The sequence below is a fragment of the Allomuricauda sp. CAU 1633 genome (assembly GCF_017313225.1).
Lineage (GTDB): Bacteria > Bacteroidota > Bacteroidia > Flavobacteriales > Flavobacteriaceae > Flagellimonas.
This window is the reverse complement of record NZ_JAFLNE010000002.1, coordinates 181101-200057: the sequence shown is the minus strand read 5'-3', so window position 1 is coordinate 200057 and position 18957 is coordinate 181101. Positions and strand designations below refer to the sequence as shown.

Annotated in this window: 11 protein-coding genes; 1 reads left to right on the top strand and 10 read right to left on the bottom strand. The window is 41.6% G+C overall.

Annotated features, from left to right (window positions below):
* Nucleotides 1-69: 69 nt before the first annotated feature.
* From J0X14_RS05840 to J0X14_RS05820, 5 genes are all read right to left on the bottom strand, one after another.
* Nucleotides 70-2319 (bottom strand): S9 family peptidase, encoded by a 2250-nt coding sequence (locus tag J0X14_RS05840; protein ID WP_207096838.1) that lies wholly within the window; start codon nucleotides 2317-2319, stop codon nucleotides 70-72.
* 186 nt (nucleotides 2320-2505) lie between these two features.
* Complete coding sequence (locus tag J0X14_RS05835; RefSeq protein WP_207096837.1) at nucleotides 2506-3750, bottom strand: NAD(P)/FAD-dependent oxidoreductase; 1245 nt, start codon at nucleotides 3748-3750, stop codon at nucleotides 2506-2508.
* Between the two features lie 24 nt (nucleotides 3751-3774).
* Complete coding sequence (locus J0X14_RS05830; RefSeq protein ID WP_207096836.1) at nucleotides 3775-4782, bottom strand: 4-hydroxyproline epimerase; 1008 nt, start codon at nucleotides 4780-4782, stop codon at nucleotides 3775-3777.
* Nucleotides 4783-4839: 57 nt separating this feature from the next.
* Nucleotides 4840-6366 carry an aldehyde dehydrogenase (NADP(+)) gene (locus J0X14_RS05825; RefSeq protein WP_207096835.1) on the bottom strand — a complete coding sequence of 509 codons (1527 nt, stop codon included), beginning with the start codon at nucleotides 6364-6366 and terminating at the stop codon, nucleotides 4840-4842.
* A complete protein-coding gene (locus J0X14_RS05820) occupies nucleotides 6367-7290 on the bottom strand; it encodes a dihydrodipicolinate synthase family protein (RefSeq protein ID WP_207096834.1) in 924 nt (307 codons plus the stop codon).
* A gap of 135 nt (nucleotides 7291-7425) precedes the next feature.
* On the opposite strand from J0X14_RS05820, the gene J0X14_RS05815 reads away from it, so the two are divergent.
* A complete protein-coding gene (locus tag J0X14_RS05815; protein WP_207096833.1) occupies nucleotides 7426-8277 on the top strand; it encodes an AraC family transcriptional regulator in 852 nt (283 codons plus the stop codon).
* Here J0X14_RS05815 and J0X14_RS05810 read toward each other — a convergent pair.
* The 5 genes from J0X14_RS05810 to J0X14_RS05790 all read right to left on the bottom strand — a co-directional run bounded on the left by J0X14_RS05810 (nucleotide 8264) and on the right by J0X14_RS05790 (nucleotide 18920).
* Nucleotides 8264-9826, bottom strand: coding sequence for a M61 family metallopeptidase (locus tag J0X14_RS05810; protein ID WP_207096832.1), 1563 nt, complete (start codon nucleotides 9824-9826; stop codon nucleotides 8264-8266). The two genes, J0X14_RS05815 and J0X14_RS05810, sit on opposite strands and share 14 nt — an antisense overlap.
* Nucleotides 9827-9848: 22 nt before the next feature.
* Nucleotides 9849-11807 carry a glycoside hydrolase family 97 protein gene (locus J0X14_RS05805; protein WP_207096831.1) on the bottom strand — a complete coding sequence of 653 codons (1959 nt, stop codon included), beginning with the start codon at nucleotides 11805-11807 and terminating at the stop codon, nucleotides 9849-9851.
* Between the two features lie 142 nt (nucleotides 11808-11949).
* Nucleotides 11950-13548 (bottom strand): RagB/SusD family nutrient uptake outer membrane protein, encoded by a 1599-nt coding sequence (locus J0X14_RS05800; protein WP_207096830.1) that lies wholly within the window; start codon nucleotides 13546-13548, stop codon nucleotides 11950-11952.
* 11 nt (nucleotides 13549-13559) lie between these two features.
* Complete coding sequence (locus tag J0X14_RS05795; protein ID WP_207096829.1) at nucleotides 13560-16556, bottom strand: SusC/RagA family TonB-linked outer membrane protein; 2997 nt, start codon at nucleotides 16554-16556, stop codon at nucleotides 13560-13562.
* Between the two features lie 378 nt (nucleotides 16557-16934).
* A complete protein-coding gene (locus tag J0X14_RS05790; RefSeq protein WP_207096828.1) occupies nucleotides 16935-18920 on the bottom strand; it encodes a M13 family metallopeptidase in 1986 nt (661 codons plus the stop codon).
* Between the last annotated feature and the right edge of the window lie 37 nt (nucleotides 18921-18957).

Here is an 18957-nt window from a genome sequence, read left to right as displayed (position 1 = left end):
ATATCCTTTTCCACAATGTTAATCAACTGATAGTTACTTACTGTTTATGTTTAGTTTAGTTTTATTCTTCTATTCGTAAACTTCCTCCCAAGAAGGGGGATCAACGCCCATTAAATGCTTTACGAAAAAGTCTTTACGCTTACGTTCCCCAAAATCACCACCGGATGAATGCCCCATACCGGGTATGGTAACCAGTTCAAAGTTCTTATTGGCTTTTATAAGGGCATTGGCAAATTGCATGGTTGTGGAGGGATCCACATTGTCATCAACTTCACCTAAGATAAGCATTAAATTACCACCCATTTGGGCGGCATTCTCAATATTGGAAGAGGCTGCATAGTGAGGACCAATAGGGTATCCCATAAATTGCTCATTCCACCAAATTTTATCCATTCGGTTGTCGTGACACCCACAGGAAGAAACCGCCACATCATAAAAATCTGAATTGAACACCAAGGCGGCAGCAGAGTTCTGGCCCCCAGCCGATGTCCCAAAGATGCCCACTTTCTCAGCATTCATGTATGGATATTTTTGGGCTGCGGCCTTGATCCACAATTTTCTGTCCGGGAAACCGCCATCTTTTAGGTTTTGCCAGCATACATCATGGAACGCTTTTGATCTATTGGACGTTCCCATGCCATCAATCTGAACCACAATAAAGCCCAACTCGGCTATGGAAGACATGGACCAGTAGTACGATCTAAAATCTTTGGGAACAAAAGAGCTGTGTGGCCCGGCATAAATGTATTCTATAACCGGATAGGTTTTGTTGGGGTCAAAAGAGGTAGGACGAATAATGACGCCCCAAATATCGGTGACACCATCACGCCCTTTTGCTGTAAAGATCTCTGGGGCGATCCAACCTTCTTTTAAAAGTTCCGAGTGGTCCGCTAGTTGTAGGTCCATTAATTTTTTGCTTTTAGCAGCTGATTTCAATACAGTCACAGGGGGCGTATCCACTTTGGAATATTGGTCTACATAGTAGGTATAGTCCTCTGAAAAAGTTACGTTGTGGTTTCCATCCTCTTTGGTGAAACGGGTAAGGTTCTTTCCATCAAAATCCACCTTGAAATAATGCAAGAAATATGGATCTTGGTCCTTGTCCACTCCACTGGCCGTGAAATAAACCTCTCGGTTATCTTCATCCACATGAATCACCTCGCGAACCACCCATTCGCCTTTGGTCAATTGTTTTTTTACCTGACCATTGTCATCATACAGATAAATGTGGTTCCAACCATCCCGTTCCGAAGTCCAAATCATTTCTTTACCATCGGCCACATCATAACGGTATTTTTTGCTGCTGTAATCGATAAAGGTGTCGCTGGTTTCATTAACCAGGACCTTCAATTTTCCAGTTAAGGCATCCACTTCAACGACCTTATACGCTTGATGCCCTCTTTGATTGTATTCAAAGGTGAAAGCACTGCTATCTTCTCTCCAATCGATGCGGTTTAAACCGAATTGATGGCTAAACTCATCCGTGGGCACTTGAATATGCTTTTTGGAATCCACCAAAAACAATTGCGGACTCTTAAATGGCAACTCATCACCAGGCTTTAGATAATCACGGGACTGTAATTTGGGTTGAAACTGGTCTTCTGGGCTGGATTCCACAAAATAAATCTTGCGGTCATCCCCCGGCCGTACTTTGTACGCCATAATCTTTTTGCCATCGGGTGACCACTTTATATAGGTTGAATAGTAAAAGCCGGGAGCTCCATCGTAGCTCAAACGGGTTTCCTCATCTGTGGCATTGTCCTTAATATACAGATTGTCATTTTTAATAAAAGCGGTCTTGGTAGAATCTGGCGAAATTACCGGCGGGTTACTTTTCTCATCAAACCTATTGCCCCAATACCTTCTATTGGAATCTCGTTTACCCCCTTCAGGGTCAATTACTTTTAAGGCATTGGTTTTTAGATTATAGGAAACCTTGGCTTCACCATAAACAAAAGTAAGTTCAGAGAGGTCTTCATTGAATTCCAATCTACTGATATCGATATCCTTTGAGTCAACCTCTTCATTGAATTCTTTGGATAGTAAAGAGGCCAAGGCATTGTGGTCAAAACATTCCTTTTGGGTCTTCTGTTCCGGGTCAACCAGTAGATATTTTTTTCCATCGGTGGAATTGTTCACATACCACATCAAATCAGTATCCAACCAATGAAAAGAAGAAGGGGAATTGTATACCTTATCCCTAAAAAGCGAATCCACAATAATCGCCTTTTTATATTCCTTTAATGTGCCCTGGGCCAATGTGGTTCCACAGGTTATAAGTATAAAAAATACACTTATTTTTTTCGCAAAAGATCCCATATTTAAAATTATGCTTAAAACTAGAGATAATCTCCTATCTGTTTTCAGTCATTATTAACTGATACTGATACTATGTTACCCTTAACACTTCATTTACAATGAAAAAGAGTGTGTAAATTGGAAATTGGCCCGAAAATTGGGGCCAAAAACAATCCCCTTTACAATTTAGAAAATTTAAGGAAAAGCCTATCGGAATCTTTCTGGGGAAAGAGGTTTTAAATCTACTGATGACGTTGTTTTCTTTATACTCTCCGCCACCAATTTACCGGTAATGGGACCTAGGCTCCATCCCATCATGGCATGACCTGCAGCAATGGTCAAATTATCATATTTTGAAGTCTTGCCAATGTATGGAAGTCCATCTGGAGAAACAGGCCTAAGCCCTGAAGTCGCCCTATCTTTTTCATCCTGATTGATTTCAAAGTCGGCATAATAGTTTTTTACGGCCCCGGCGAGAGCCTCAACACGTTCTTTTCGCACAATGGAGTTGTTTCCTGAAAATTCCATGGTCCCCGCAAAACGAGTAAAACCTTCCATGGGCGTCACCGCCACTTTGGCATCCACCAAAATAGCTGGCATGGTAATTCCCGTATTCCGACTCACATCCATGCTGTATCCTTTTCCACCTTGCACAGGAACATAGAGATTAAGCGATTTTGCCAATTTTGAAGTCCAAGTGCCGCTGGCCAACACAAATTCATCGGCTCCAAAGACGGCATCTTTTGTTTTTACAGCAGTTACCTTTTTATCCTTGATTACAAAATCCTCAACAGCTTGATTGAATTCAAAAATGACTCCTTGGGATTTTAACCAAGTTTTCATTTGCTCCATAAAATAATTGGGGGTCATGTGGGCATCGCACTTATAATGCACTGCACCAATAACCTCATCGGAAAATACTGGCTGCATTTTATGGACTTCATCTTTGGATAATGCCACAGCATCCAACCCCTCCTTGACCGCCATTTCAGCTACCTCAAGTTCTTCTTCTTCACTTTTAGTGGTCCTGTAGGCCATCAACAGCCCCTTTTTTTCATATTGAAACGGGAAATCTACAGCAGATACCATCTCATCATACAAATCCCTACTCTTTAGATTGAGTTCTTTTATAATTGGGATAGCCTTTTTTACTTTGGATGCTTTGGCTGATTTTTTAAACAATAGCGTCCACTTGAAAAAATCAACGTCCCATCTGGGTTGGATGTAAAATGGACTGGAACTGTTCATCATCCATTTCATTCCCTGGGTAATAATACCAGGAGCCGCCAATGGAATAAAATGACTTGGAGTAATATACCCCGCATTTATGAATGAAGCCCCTGTGGACACATCCGATTTGTCCAAAATGGTAACCTGATATCCTTCTTGCACCAAATAATAGGCACTGCAGAGTCCTGAAATACCTCCACCAACTATAACTACTCTCTTCATCTAAAACTTGAAAGAAATATGATTTTACAACACTTGGAATCCGTGGACGTAGGGGTCATCATCATCAATGATGATATTGTTATAGCCCGTAACTTGCGCCCAACCTTGTATACTGGGAATAATGGCCTTTTTTTCACCCAAAGTAGTTTCCTCCACCACTCTACCAATGAATTTGCTTCCGATAAAGCTCTCGTGGATGAAATCCTCCCCTATTTTCAGCTTGCCTTTGGCGTTCAATTGGGCCATACGGGCCGAAGTCCCTGTACCACAGGGAGAGCGGTCAATGGCCTTGTCACCATAAAAAACCGCATTCCTACCAGATGACGTTGGGTCTATGGGGTCACCCGTCCATAGCATGTGGCTCACATCCCGAATGGTGGGATCTTCTGGATGAATGAACATATCGGGATATTTTTCATTGATACGCTCCCTGACCACTTTGGAGTATTGAATGATTTTAGCAGCTGTGAAATTATGAACCCCACTAAAATTCTTTTGGGGATCTACAATGGCGTAATAGTTGCCACCATAGGAGACATCGAACGTAAGTTCTCCCAACTCTGGACATTCTACCGTTAAGTTTTCTGCTGCGAGGTACGATTTTACGTTGACCAACCGTACCCAATCCACCTTCTTGCCAGATTGCTGATACTCTATTTCTACTAATCCTGCTGGGGCTTCCATTCTAATTTTGCCCGGTGTCTTGGGTACGATCAATCCTTCTTCTATGGCAATGGTAATTGTGCCGATGGTCCCATGCCCACACATGGGCAAACAACCAGAGGTCTCAATGAACAGAATGGCAAAATCGTTTTCGGGCTTGTGGGGAGGAAATAAGATGCTTCCGCTCATCATATCATGACCCCGAGGCTCAAACATCAAGCCCTTACGAATCCAATCATATTCTTTGAGAAAGTGTTGTCTTTTCTCACTCATGTTCTTGCCCAAAAGGTTGGGACCACCTCCTGCCACTACACGAACGGGATTCCCGCAGGTGTGGGCATCAACACAAAAAAATGTCTTTCTTGCCACTTGTTGTCTGTTAAAACAGTATTATAATCTTATACGCAAAGTAAGCTAAAAAATGTACTACCCTTTTAAAGAATTGGGCAATAGTTCCTGTGGAAACGATTGATAGCTTACGGGGCGCACCCATCTTTTGATGGAATGGGTACCTACTGCAGTATATCTAGAATCCGAGGATGCTGGATAAGGTCCTCCATGGTGCATGGCTGGACATACCTCTACTCCGGTTGGAACTCCGTTATACAGGATTCTACCCACTCTTTGTTGTAATGTATCCACCAATTCAGGTAAATCCAGGTCATCATTCTTTTCCGCTATCAAGGTTCCTGTAAGTTGACCTTCCAAACCTTCAATCACCGCAAGCAATTCACTTTCATCTTGGCATTGTACCACCAAAGAAAAAGGGCCGAACACCTCGTGATGTAGTTTAGGATTAGCCAAAAACTCGGTTCCAGAAACGGTCGCGATGATGGATGCAGCACAATTATTCTTCAAATTACCCTCTAGCTGAGCCACCACTTCCACTCCAGGCTGTTCTAAAATACCAGCTCCATTTTTGTCGAACCCACTCTTAATATTGGGGTGCAACATGCATTGCGGTTCAATAGCGATTACTTGTCTCCCCAATTCCTCAACAAATGCTTGGGTGTTTTCATCCTTGATGGTCAACAACAAACCTGGGTTTGTACAAAATTGACCCGTTCCCAAGGTGATTGAACCTGCGTAGGTCTTGGTTATCTCCTCAGACCTTTCAGCAATTGCATTAGGGGTAATGACCACAGGATTGATACTTCCCATCTCTGCAAAAACAGGGATAGGTTCTTCCCGCTTCGCGGCCAAATCGAACAAAGCTCTACCACCATTGATACTTCCTGTGAAACCTACGGCTTTTGTTTTAGGGTGATTCACGAGGGTAACACCTACTTCAATTCCACCATTAACACAAGAAAACACCCCATTGGGCATACCAGTTTTCTCAGCGGCTTTTATGATGGCCGAGGCTACAAGTTCTGAGGTTCCGGCATGCATGGGGTGTGCTTTTACTACTACAGGGCATCCAGCCGCGAGTGCACTGGCCGTATCACCTCCTGCTGTGGAGAATGCCAACGGAAAGTTACTGGCTCCAAATACGGCCACAGGCCCAAGAGGAATCAGGGTTTTCCTTAAATCTTCTTTTGGAAGTGGCTTTCGGTCTGGATCAGCCTTGTCAAATGTATTTTCCCGCCAATCTTCATTGCTTACCAAATCGGCAAAGGAGCGCAGTTGAAAAATGGTTCTGCCCCTTTCGCCCACGGCCCTACCTTCAGGAAGGCCCGATTCCATGGTATAGGTATCCACCAATTCTTGGTCCAAGGCCAGGATTTCATCGGCAATGGCATTTAAAAAAGCGGCCCGTTGGGCACCTGGAACTTTTCGATACTCCCGAAACGCGCTCCACGCCAATTCAACTGCCTCTTCAACCTCTTCGGTTGTGGCCTCAACGAAAGTTGTTGGGTTTTCAATATTCAAATGGGGGTTGATGGTTTTGAACCCATTACCCCCATTTCCGCTACACTTGTTTCCTATATAGTTTTTCCCAGTAATACTCATTTAGGCTACGCTGCTGAGATTTTTATATTCAGGCAAAGCAGGTCTGCTTGCCATTGCTTCATTTATCACTCCAATAACTCGCTCTCTTTCTGCTCCTTGTAAAGGCAATCTTGGCGCACGGACATTTTCTGTACCGATTCCAGTAGCCACCTCTGCCAATTTAATATTCTGAACCAATTGAGGGCTTATGTCCAACTCCAACAAAGGCATAAACCATTTGTAGATTTCAAGCGCTTCGTTGATTTTTCCAGCTTTCACCAATTCGTAAATGGCAACTGTTTCGGCTGGGAAGGCACAAACCAAACCGGCCACCCATCCATCGGCTCCAATGACCAAACTTTCCAATCCAAGGGTGTCCACTCCGGTAAATACTTTTACACGGTCTCCAAATTTGCTCTTTAAGCGAAGTACATTGGTAATATCCCTTGTAGATTCCTTAACAGCTTCAATATTCTCACATTCCAACAACTCTTCCAACATATCCAAGGTAACTTCAATCTTGTAGTCAATAGGATTGTTATAGATCATGATGGGCAAAGAGGTGCTGTTGGCTATACTTTTAAAATAAGCAACCGTCTCGTAGTCCGTAGCTTTATATCGCATCGGAGGAAGAATCATCAAGCCTTGGGCACCTACCTTTTCGGCATGTTGTGCCACGGCAATGGCCTCCTTGGTACTTTGTTCCGCAATATTGATGATAACGGGTATTTTCCCTTCCACTAGAGCCAAAGAGGTCTTGATAAGGGTTTCCTTTTCCTCGTGCTCCAGTGTACTGGCCTCACCCAACGTTCCTCCTAAAATGATCCCATGGACTCCAGCATCAATTTGTGCTTTAATATTCTTCTCAAACATTGCAAGGTCCAATTGATCCTCGCTGGTAAACTTTGTGGTTACAGCTGGCATTACGCCTTCCCAATTTATCATAATACTAAAATATTTTGATACAAAAGTAAATTACATGACCTCAATAATTTGTTTGATTATTAGCCTCTTGTAATACTATGTTGACCCATAAATTGATTTCACGTATATTTATTAGTAATATTTACTTAAAAGCCTTTGAGAGTCCTCCCTTTCAAAATACCAAAACCCAAGGATGAGGCCCTGGTTTACCAAGTGGACAGGGAAAAAATTTTTTATGGCCAGCTCCACCAACACGGAGAAATACAAATAAGTTATATTGAAAGAGGTTCTGGCTCTTTGATTGTGGGCGATTCCATCAATGAATATAGGGATGGTGATATTTTGGTCATAGGAGGTTTTGTCCCCCATGTTTTCCGAAGTGATGTGAATGCATCTGACGAATCTGTCATGTACACCCTTTTCTTTGACTACAATTCTTTTGGAAAAGATTTTTTTCGGTTGACCGACCTGACTCTGACCCAAGATTTTTTTAAACTGTCGGAATATGGAATGAAAGTGATTTCCAACAAGGAAAAAATCATAGCACTTTTCAACAACTTGCCGCAGCAAAATAAGGTTGAACAAATTGCATCGCTTTTACTGGTGATCAACCAAATTGCAAAGTCCGAGACCCAGCCGCTTTCATCATTTGTATATCGGAAAATTTATTCGGATGATGAAGGGAAACGTATGAGCAACGTTTTAAAGTTTGCCATGGAACACTATCATGAACAAATTACCTTGGAGCAAATTTCGGAGAAATCCAGCATGAGCAAGAATGCATTCTGCCGGTATTTTAAGAAACGTACCAACAAAACCTTTTTTCAGTTTTTGATAGAGATTCGGATAGAAAATGCCTGCAGGCTCATCGTTAACCAACCCGAACTTTCCATTTCGCTGATTTCTGAGCAATGCGGTTTTACCAATATTGCCAACTTCAACAGAAAATTCAAGGAATTGAAAGGCTGCACCCCTTCCAAGTATCGTTCTCAATTTAATTCGTCCTAAAAACTGAATTGCGAATCTGAAGCTGTTTTTTTGCAGCTATAGACTTCTCTGAAATTTGATACGAACGCTTTACCAATTCCGAATTCTTATCCTGTTCTTCCAAAGAACTCAGGTCTATCTGCAAACCAGCATACTCCAAATATTTTTGATAATCGATGGGCGTTACGGTATCCACATAGGTTCTGATTTCATCCAAGGGTCTTCCAGCTATTTCTTCACAAGTGGCCCAAAATTCCTCTTTCTTAAAACCCCTTCCCTGTTTTAGGTAATACTCATTGTATAGAAAACGCATCACATCATCCAAGGATTTTCGGTTATTGCTACCGTGCCTTATTTCCAAATCCAACAGAAAACCAATGATCGGCCCCTTATTGTAATATGAAATGGTGGTTTCATCTGTATTCTCATCCCTACTTAAAAAATTCAACCAAATATCAAAGCTGGATCGGGAAAGCGACATGTGATTTTTTCCTTCAATATTTTCATATCTGCGGATGGAACTACTCAAATAATCCAATGCCTTTTCTAGCGATAATAGCCCCGCCCGCATCATTATTAAATATTCATAATAAACTGTGATGCCCTCTGAAACCCAAAGCATGTCCGTATAATTTTCCTTGCTGTAATCAAAAGGACCCAGCTCAATGGGGCGAATGGCCTTTACATTATAGAGATGAAAATACTCATGGGTTATGAAGTTCATGAAGTCAACATAATGATCTTCTGACCTAAAATTGAACGAACCACTGGTAAAAACCGCTTGCGAATTCCAATGTTCCAGACCACCGCCTCCAGCTTCCATTAGTATATAACTGTAATTATCATACGGGATGTGTTGCATCAACTCCGTGGTGGCATTCATTATTTTCTTTAAATCCCCTACAAATTTTTCTTCATTCAATCCTTCTGGTGTGGCTACACCCAAATGATACGATTTACCGTCATTTTCAAACTCAAGGGTCTTTTGGTTTCCGATATAAACAGGACTGTCATATAAAATATCGAAATCTTTGGCATAAAAGGTACCTTTAGTTGTGGATTTTAAACCCGTAGAGATTTTATTCCAATCCTTATATGGTGAAAACTGTACACTTACAGGCTGGTTGATTTTATCCTGAACATGCATGAACATGTTGTTCGGCATTATGAAGGCCTTTGTGGAATCGATTTTGGATTCGGCCACAGATTTGCGGTTGGCAAACACACGATAGGTAATGACAATAGCATCGTTGGTTCCATTTTCAACCTCCCAAATATTCTTGGACTTTTTACCCCATTCCAAATCTTCTCCTTTAGCGTTTTTAACTTCAAAATCAATGATGTGTTTTGGAGAATCCAAGATTTGGTAATATCCCGGCGACCAAACTGGAAGGACAAAATTGGTTTGACCCTCGGATAGACCACTGCAATCCAATTGTACTTCTGCATAATGCTTTTCAGGTTCCACAAAGCGTACCTGATAGTCCATTTTTGTTTGTCCAAATCCAATGGAACAGGTCAACATTAGTATTACATTGACCAAAACCCAAAAACTACGATGCTGTTTCATGACAATTTTAGTTTAACCTAATTCACATTTTTGTCGCTATGGCCACCCAACCACCCGATTTGTTGAGCTTAATATCCATTGTTGTGTTTGAATTTACCGTAGCCTCTTCCACAACATAATCTCTTGCATTTTTATCTGAATTAATCCCATCCTTGAAGATTTGGATTTTATAGTTTCCTTCTCCCAAGAATGAAAAATCCAAGGTGAATTCTTTCGGTGTATCATCATTCATCCCAGCCACATACCATGTATTTCCATTTTTACGGGCCAGTAAAATGTAATCGGATACTTTGGCCTCCAATACCACGGTGTCATCCCACGTAGTGGGAATCTTTGCAATGAAGGAAGTGGTCTCATCCTCACGATAATAGTTGCTGGGCGTATCGCTCAACATTTGAAGCGGGGCCTCATACACTACATACATAGCCACTTGGTGCGCTCGGGTTCCCATGGCCATGGGCCTATCAAAACGGGCCATAAAATTTTCCTTGTGCACATTGTCCAACCCGCCTGGGGTAAAATCCAGGATACCAGCCGTCATTCGTGTGAAAGGAAGCGTAAGCTCATGTTCCGAGGTGATTTTATCTTCCCACTTGGTATTCTCCAACCCTTTTACGCCTTCATAATTAATGACATTTGGATAAGCACGCCTAAGCCCTGTGGGTTTGAATGCTCCATGAAAATCTACCAGCATGTGGCGCTTCGCGGTTTCCTGGGCCAGTCTTTCATAAAAATTGACCACATACTGATCGGCCCTTTGAATGAAATCCACCTTAACTCCCTTTACACCCCAAGCTTGAAACTGGTCCAGAATACCAGCCATGTCCTCATCCAAGGGTCGCCATAAACTCCAAAGAATGACGCCAACGTTTTTTTGGTTGCCATACGCAACCAATTCTGCAACATCAATATTGGGGTTGGGTGCTTTTACATTGGTGGTCGTCTTTGACCATCCTTCATCCAAAATGATGTATTCCAAACCATAATGGGCAGCAAAGTCGATATAATATTTATAGGTCTGGGTATCGATACCCGATTCAAAATCAACCCCATCAATGTTGTTGGCGTTCCACCAATCCCACGCTACTTTTCCAGGTTGAATCCATGAAACTTCTTCCAATTTTAAGGGATCAGCCAATTGGTAGACCAGATTATTGGAAACGATATCCTTATCGGTTTCCGATACCATGAACACCCTCCATGGAAATTCACGGTTGCCACTGGTTTTGGCAATGTAGTTGGCTTCCTCGCCGATGATTTCATCCCTATCTCGCTTACCTTCCTTGGTTTTTAGAACTACGTTGGGGAAAGTGCTGGTAAAACCTGAATCTTGTTTGTGAAGAAACATGTGGGGGTAATCATAGATATTGGATTCCGTAAAGCTGATACTGGGTTTATTTTCTTCAGTGAATAGCAAAGGAAGATTGGCCAGGGTATTGGGCTTGATTTCAGAAACAGGGAGTACTTGAAAGTAGTTTTCAAAATGGGAAATCAACTGCTTTTCTTCGGGCAGATAACAGGTAGCATCTGGTTGAACACTAAAATCCAATTTTTCATATTCGACCTCTATAGGTTTTGAGCCCAATTTTGTAACGTACCTAAAGGCAACTCCATTATTGTAGCATCTCACTTCAAAGTTGAATTTGGAATAATACAATGTCAATTGACTGTATTCATCTTTGATTTGCCTGTTTTTGGTGGGAACAATTGCTTCCACTACCGAGTTTACCGTGGTAATGTCCGCATTTCTAAGTCTTGATGTTTGCACCAGACTTCCTTTACCAACAATATTCAAGTCGGTGGCAATATCACTAACCAGCATTTGCCCATTATACCCAATGCTAATCTCTAACTGCTCCTTTGAGGTTACCGCCACCGATAATTTTCCATCCGGTGATGTAATCTGATGTTGCCCCATCAGCATGGATGGGCCCATCCAGCAAAAGACAATACAACACTTCCAAAAAAAAGATTTCATCATATTAAAGTTCAATTTAAGACTACCTACCAAAAGGACTAAAAATAGTCCATAAAAGTAGAAAGCGGATGGGTTACCATCCGCTTTCTTCACTAACAACAAACTCAAACAATTATAAAAAACACTTGAGTACAAATCTTAAATCTTAGTAACCAGGGTTCTGGCTTAGATTCGTATTTGTATTCAATTCTTCCAAACCTATAGGGAAAAGGGTGGTATAGTCTCCCTTAGGTGTATGATTATACCAGTTTTTGGTCTGATAAACTCCAAATCTGATAAGGTCGGTTCTTCTTCTGGCCTCGGCGGCAAACTCCCAGCCCAATTCATCCAAGAAACGTCCGAAAGGCACAACGGATTGGTCACCGGCATCCGCAATGGTTCCATCTTCAGCCAAAGTTCCGTATTGTACTGTGGTATCTCCTTCCAACTCAGCTCCTGTAACGGTAGCGTCAGCAGGGTTATCAAAAGAACGCATACGCACTTGCGTAACAAGGGCAGCAGCTTCGTCGCTTCTATCAGTTCTAAGAAGAGCTTCGGCCTTCATCATATAAACATCAGTATATCTCAAGAATGGGAAATCTACACTAAGACCTCCGGTAGCACCGGGCTCAATTTCGTATTTACCACATTTGAATCCTTGGGTGAAATCGCATCCGTAAATACTTGGCATTTCTTTTACCAAAGTAAATACAACACTTCCATCGGTATAGCTCAATTGATCACCCATTAACCAGGTATCGGCCAAACGATTATCAGTTGGCTCATAACTATCAATAAATTGAGGGTTACAGCTAGATCCACCCCAAGGCTGCGCCTGCATTCCAAAGACCAATCGGTGCTCTGGGTTCATCATTTTCATGTGGGCGTTCCACTGACCAGCAAAAATTTGATCGTAAGGGATAGCAAAAACCATTTCTGAATTGCCTTGGTTTTCAGTCGCAAAAATATCTGAATAGCTGGACGAAAGTTCGTATGCTCCGCTACCCATAATCTCATCACAAGCAGTAATCACATTTTCCCATTGCGCAGTACCTGAGTACACTTCGGCATTCAAATATACTCTTGCCAAAACGTGATAGGCCGCCCATTTGGTCATACGACCGTAGGTAGACTGATCTACAGTTTCGGTTAGACTTGGAATAACCTCGTTCAATTCTGAAACGATAAAATTGTATACTTCGGCACGGCTACTCTGAACGGGAAGTTCATCACTGTAGCTTGCAATAATTGGCACGTTTCCGTGTGTATCCACCAACATGGAGTAATACAAGGCTCTCAAGGCTCTCATCTCCGCAACAATTGAAGCAGCTTGCGCTTCACTAACGGGCAGTTCTCCAGACTCAATTTGGAGGATTACCCTGTTGGCACTGTTGATACCATTAAAGCAGGTAATCCATGTGTTTCTAGGTTGCCACTGCGTCTCGGTCCATTCGTGGAAGTGCATTCTTTTGTAGGTTCCACCGTCATCCCAACCGTTAGGTCTTGTTGGTGTTACAAACATATCGGCTGGTTCTTCCTGCACATCAAAGTAGCCTTGCCATCCCATTACATAACGCATGGGGGTGTAGGCCGAAGCCATTACAGCAATAATATCTGACTCTGCTGGCACGAAGGATGATTCGGTCACTTCGGAAAAAACTTCTTCCTCAAGGTCTGTACATCCTATTTGTAGTAGAAGTACACTGACCGACAGCATCAAAAATCTTAGTCTAAGTGTAGTCACTTTGTTTAGTATATTTTTCATAGTTTTTTATTTTAAAATGTAAAGTTGATACCCAACGTAAAGGTTCTGATAGTGGGATATTTATCCCTGTTATCATTACCTGGCGACAACGGATTATCTCTGTTGTTAATTTCTGGGTCAATTCCCTTGTATTTTGAAAAGGTTGCCAAGTTTAGACCAGAAGCATAAATGCGGAACGTTTGGGCAAATTTAATGGCATCTTTGGGCAGTGTGTATCCCAAAGTAACGTTGTCAATTTTTAGGAAATCACCATCTTCAATGTAGTGGCTCACATAACGTTGCACATCTTGTAGCACGGCTTTACCGTACACCAAATCGTAGGCAGAATCCAAGGTGTTGTAACCAATGGTTGGGTTCTCATAGAACATACGGGAGAAGTTTAGGATTTGGTATTCCAAAGCGCCCCTTAGATTGAACATAAGGTCCCAGTTCTTATATTTTACGGTGTTGTTCCAACTGTAGTATGCTTTTGGAAGACCGTTACCCAATACCTGACGGTCATCGTTGGTAGCTTCGGTAGCAGGAACTCGGGTACCATCAGGTCTTTCAATGATCCAAATACCATCATCAGTGATATCAACGCTCTTTAATCCAAAGAAGTTACCAATAGGTTCTCCTTCCTGTACTCTGTGCGTAGAAATCTGAATGGGCTCACCTGTATATCCTTCATCAAAGAAATCGTTGGTCAATTGGAATTCATCGTTGGACAAAGACACAATCTCGTTGGAATTGGTAGAATAGGTCAAGTTTGCAGTCCACTCGAAGTTATCTGTCTTGACTGGGGTCACATTTAACAAGAATTCCAGACCGGTGTTCTTGATCTCTGCAACGTTTGCCGCAATATTACCATAAAAATAAGGTGGTGTTGGTACACTGTAGTTGAAGAGTGCATCTTTGGTAGTTCTGTTGTAGTAATCAACAGATCCATTGATTCTTCCGTCCAAGATACCAAAATCCAAACCTACGTTAAATTCTTCTTTCTTTTCCCAACGCAAATTGGAGTTGGCATTACGGGATGGCACCAATTGTCTTACCCATTGGCCGTTGTTGTAAAAATAATCTCCATAAGAAAGACCACTCAAGGATTGGTATCTAGCACCAGCATTGGTACCGGTAACCCCAAAACCTGTCCGTAGTTTTAAGCTGGACAACCAGTCCCAGTTTTCAGCAAAAGACTCTTGGTCCACACGCCATCCTAAAGAAATCCCTGGGAAATTACCCCATTTATAATCTTCACCGAAACGAGTGGAACCTTCACGACGCAAACTAGCCATTAAAAGGTAGCGATCATCATAGTTATAGGTCACCCTTGAGAAGAAGGCAATGAGTTTATCTGCATTTTTGAAACTTCCCATACCAGCTTCACCCAACTGAAGTCCTTGTCCACTTCCTAAATTGTTATAGGTGAATCCATCGGTTGGGAACCTACGGTTGGTTGCCCAAAAACCTTCATTCATGTTATCCTCGTAGTTGTATCCTGCGAGAGCGGTTACCCTGTGGTCTCCAAAACTGTTGTTGTAATCCACAGTGAACTGACCATAGTTTCCAACATAGTTATCCGTACCTCTTGAGGCAAATCCATCCTGCCCGCTTTCCGTGGTGGAAACGTGATCTTTGGTTTGGTAAAAGCCTCTGATGTTGGTCTCCCCTTTTCGGGTATACAAACCTTTTACTGTAAGATGGTCCCCAAAATCATAGCTCATGGAGAAATCTATCCTACTGGTTCTGTATCTGTTCTCCCCAATGGTTTCTTGAATCATTGAAACCGGGTTGTCATAAAAATAAACCGCTCTTTCAAAATAGCTGCCATCTTCATTATAGACAGGCTCTGTTGGGTTGTGGATAATGGCTTGACGGTAGATGGTTGGGTTAAAACTCTGACCATCACCCAATGCATTATATACTTGCTCGCTTAAAATTACACCCACATTGGTCTTTAATTTATTATCGAACATGGCATGGTTGATATTTATCCTACCTGTATACTTTTCATTGTTGGATTTTAGGAAGATTCCCTCAATATCTCGATAGTTAACAGAAGCCGTCATATTTGAAGTAGAGTTCCCTCCTCTAAAAATAACGTTGTGCACTTGGCTGAAAGCGTCTCGGGTAATTTGGTCCACCCAGTCCGTATCAGCACCATAGTCTTCTAGGTTGGCCCCTGTAAAAGTGTAGCCCTCATTAAACTTCTGTCTAAGCTCAGAGGCATTCAAAAAGTTCATCCTGTCCGCAATGGTGGCCAAGGAAGCATACCCATTGTACTCAATGGTAGACTTCATGTCGTTGGTTCCTTTTTTAGTGGTAATGATGATTACACCATTAGTACCCCTAGTACCATAAATAGCAGTAGCAGAACCGTCTTTCAATACATCAATGGACTCAATGTCTTCGGGAGCTACAGTATTTAAGCTTCCCGGAACACCATCCACCAACACCAAAGGTGCAGAATCTGCCGACAAAGATGACATACCCCTTAAACTGATTTGGGTACCCTCTGTAGGGTCCCCAGAAGGAGCGGATACTGAAAGACCCGCCACCTTACCTTGAATAAGTTGGGCGGCATCCTTAACATTACCCTGTACAAAATCTTCGGCTTTTACAGTAGCAACCGAGCTTGTTACATCGGCACGTTTTTGTGTGCCGTAACCAATTACCACAACTTCAGAAAGTTGCTCCAAATCCTCTTTTAGCACCACACTCATGGATGATGTTGCTGGAACTTCCTGCGTAGCAAAACCCAAATAGGAAATGATCAAAACCGCATTGGATTCAGAAGTGGTGATTGCAAAATTACCATCGAAATCCGAAACGGTACCATTGGCAGTGTTCTTTTCCACAACAGATGCACCAGCTACAGGAATACCGCTTTCATCAGTAATTGTACCGGTAACTTGCTGCTGAGAAAATGCTGTTTGCGCTAATAGTAGACAAACAATGGGAAAAAAGAATTGCTTCTTGAACCCATTGAATTCCAAAAATGTTTTTGATAAAAATTTAACCAATTTCATAATACATTTTAGTTAGTTCAGTTTGTTTATTTCTCATAAGACTTATCATTTTGGTCTTTAAGATTTATTAAAGATTAATAAGTGTTATTTTAACAGTTGTAAAAGTAAAATTATGTACATGAACTGCTCAGGGAATATTATCTTGTTTTAATACTATATTGACCAATGCAGCATTTTTATCATTTAGAACAGATAAAATCACATCTATTGACAAGAAACAAATGCTTTTTTAACACTTCTTGGACAACCATTAGAAAAGAAAAAGGGCCACCCAATTGGGTGGCCCTTTACAATGTAAGGTAACGTCTGAAAAAATGTATCTATCTCCTTAAGTATTACGAAATGTTATCACCTTACATATTTAATTAGTGTACTATGTTACCAGATAACGTTAATTTCATCACGACGCATTTTACTCCCCTTCGGGATATTAAATGCTTTGTGAAATTCTTCGAAATTGGATAGAGCTCCATTGGCTCTATAATATCCTGGTGAGTGGGAATCTGTCTTAACTTGGTTCTCCAACGTTTTATCCCTAAACCTAATTCTCCACATTTTGGCATACGCCAAGAAGAATCGTTGTTCATCCGTCAACCCATCAACAGTTTTATTTCCTTTTTCCTCTTGATTTATTTTCATGGCCTCAAAAGCAATGGCCATACCCCCTAAATCTCCAATATTCTCGCCCAAGGTGAGTTTCCCATTTAGATGAATGGAATCCAACACAATATATTCGTCATATTGTTCCTCTATCTTTTTGGCTCTAGCTTCAAACTTTTCCCGATCTTCTGGGGTCCACCACGATTTTAAATTTCCATCGGCATCATACAGACTTCCATTATCATCAAATCCATGGGTGATTTCATGACCAATAATAACACCTGCTGAACCATAATTGGTGGCATCATCTGCGTCATAGTCAAAAAATGGAGGGTTTAAAATCCCTGCCGGGAAAACTATTTCATTTCGTGTAGCCGAATAGTATGCATTCACCGTAGGTGGGGTCATACCCCAATCATTGGGATCTATGGAATCGCCCACGCGGTTTAAATCACGCAAATAATCAAATTCTGTTACTCGAGTTACGTTTCCAAAATAATCATCAACAGCAATGTTCACAGAGGTATAATCCAACCACTCATCTGGGTATCCTATTTTCACCCCCATTTTGTTCAATTTATGGTGGGCCTGCTTCTTGGTTTCTTCTGACATCCAAGTGTAGCCATCAATCCTCTTATGAAATGCTTGTTTTAGATTGTCAATTAAGCCAATCATCTTGTCCTTGTTCCGCTTTGGAAAATACTTTTCAACATACAATTTACCCAAAGGCTGACCCATATTGGAATTGACGGCATTTTGGGCTGTCCGCCATCTGGGTAGTTGCTCTTCCGTCCCTTGCAATGTGGTTCCATAAAACTTAAAACTACGATCCCTAACTGACTTGTTGAGCAGGGATGTGGTACCTACTATCACTTTCCATTGCATATAGGTTTTCCAATCTTCAATGGAGTAATCATTGAGCATACGATCAAAAATTGCCAGAAACTCAGGTTGATTTACAATAGCGTATTCCACATCCTTTTTCAGTCCTAAATCCTTAAAATATTTGGCCCAATCAACGGTAAACGTAAGCTGGTTCAGTTCTGCGATAGTCTTTTTGTTATAATTCCTTTCAGAATCCCGAAGCTGAACAGGGGTCCTATGAATGCGAGCCATAACAGTCTCCATTTCAAAAACTTTTTCAGCTGCTTCCCGTTCTTTGGACTGTTGAAGTCCAACTATTGTAAAAAGGTCTGTGATCAAGTCCTGATATTTATCCCTAAACTCTTGGTATTGAGGGTTGTCCTCCAAATAATAGGCTCTATTGCCCAAACTCAATCCAGATTGATTTAGGTGCAAGGCATAAACCGTACTGTTTTTGGCATCTACACTTTCATAAACGCTAATGGGAGCTGGAATACCTTTGGCATACAACTTTGCAGTCAGGGACAGGTAGTCTTCCACAGATTGAATCTGGTCCACTTCCTCCAAAATGGGCTTTAGAGGGTTCAAACCCTTTTCCTCCAACGTAACTGTATCCAAGCAACTGATATAAAAATCTGCTACCAATTGTTCTGTTGATCCTTTGGGATAGGATTTCCCAGAATCCCCAAGCTCTTGGAAAATTCCTTTGATGCGGTCTTGGTTTTCAAAGTACACCTCATGGAAACTTCCCCACGAACCATATGCAGCCGGGATTTCCACAGTATCCAACCATTGTTGGTTTACATACATATAAAAATCATCTTGAAGCAGTTGTTGGTCCTGCGCTTTTCCCATGACCATACTTGCTAAGGTCAAGGTCATCATTAATTTGTATTTCATATCTGTTGTTTTAGTTATCCTTTCTGCTTTTTATTTC

Coding starts and splice junctions, on each gene's coding strand:
- J0X14_RS05840 (WP_207096838.1), bottom strand. CDS start 2,319: ATGGGATCTTTTGCGAAAAAAATAAGTGTATTTTTTATACTTATAACC.
- J0X14_RS05835 (WP_207096837.1), bottom strand. CDS start 3,750: ATGAAGAGAGTAGTTATAGTTGGTGGAGGTATTTCAGGACTCTGCAGT.
- J0X14_RS05825 (WP_207096835.1), bottom strand. CDS start 6,366: ATGAGTATTACTGGGAAAAACTATATAGGAAACAAGTGTAGCGGAAAT.
- J0X14_RS05820 (WP_207096834.1), bottom strand. CDS start 7,290: ATGATAAATTGGGAAGGCGTAATGCCAGCTGTAACCACAAAGTTTACC.
- J0X14_RS05810 (WP_207096832.1), bottom strand. CDS start 9,826: ATGAAACAGCATCGTAGTTTTTGGGTTTTGGTCAATGTAATACTAATG.
- J0X14_RS05805 (WP_207096831.1), bottom strand. CDS start 11,807: ATGATGAAATCTTTTTTTTGGAAGTGTTGTATTGTCTTTTGCTGGATG.
- J0X14_RS05800 (WP_207096830.1), bottom strand. CDS start 13,548: ATGAAAAATATACTAAACAAAGTGACTACACTTAGACTAAGATTTTTG.
- J0X14_RS05795 (WP_207096829.1), bottom strand. CDS start 16,556: ATGAAATTGGTTAAATTTTTATCAAAAACATTTTTGGAATTCAATGGG.
- J0X14_RS05790 (WP_207096828.1), bottom strand. CDS start 18,920: ATGAAATACAAATTAATGATGACCTTGACCTTAGCAAGTATGGTCATG.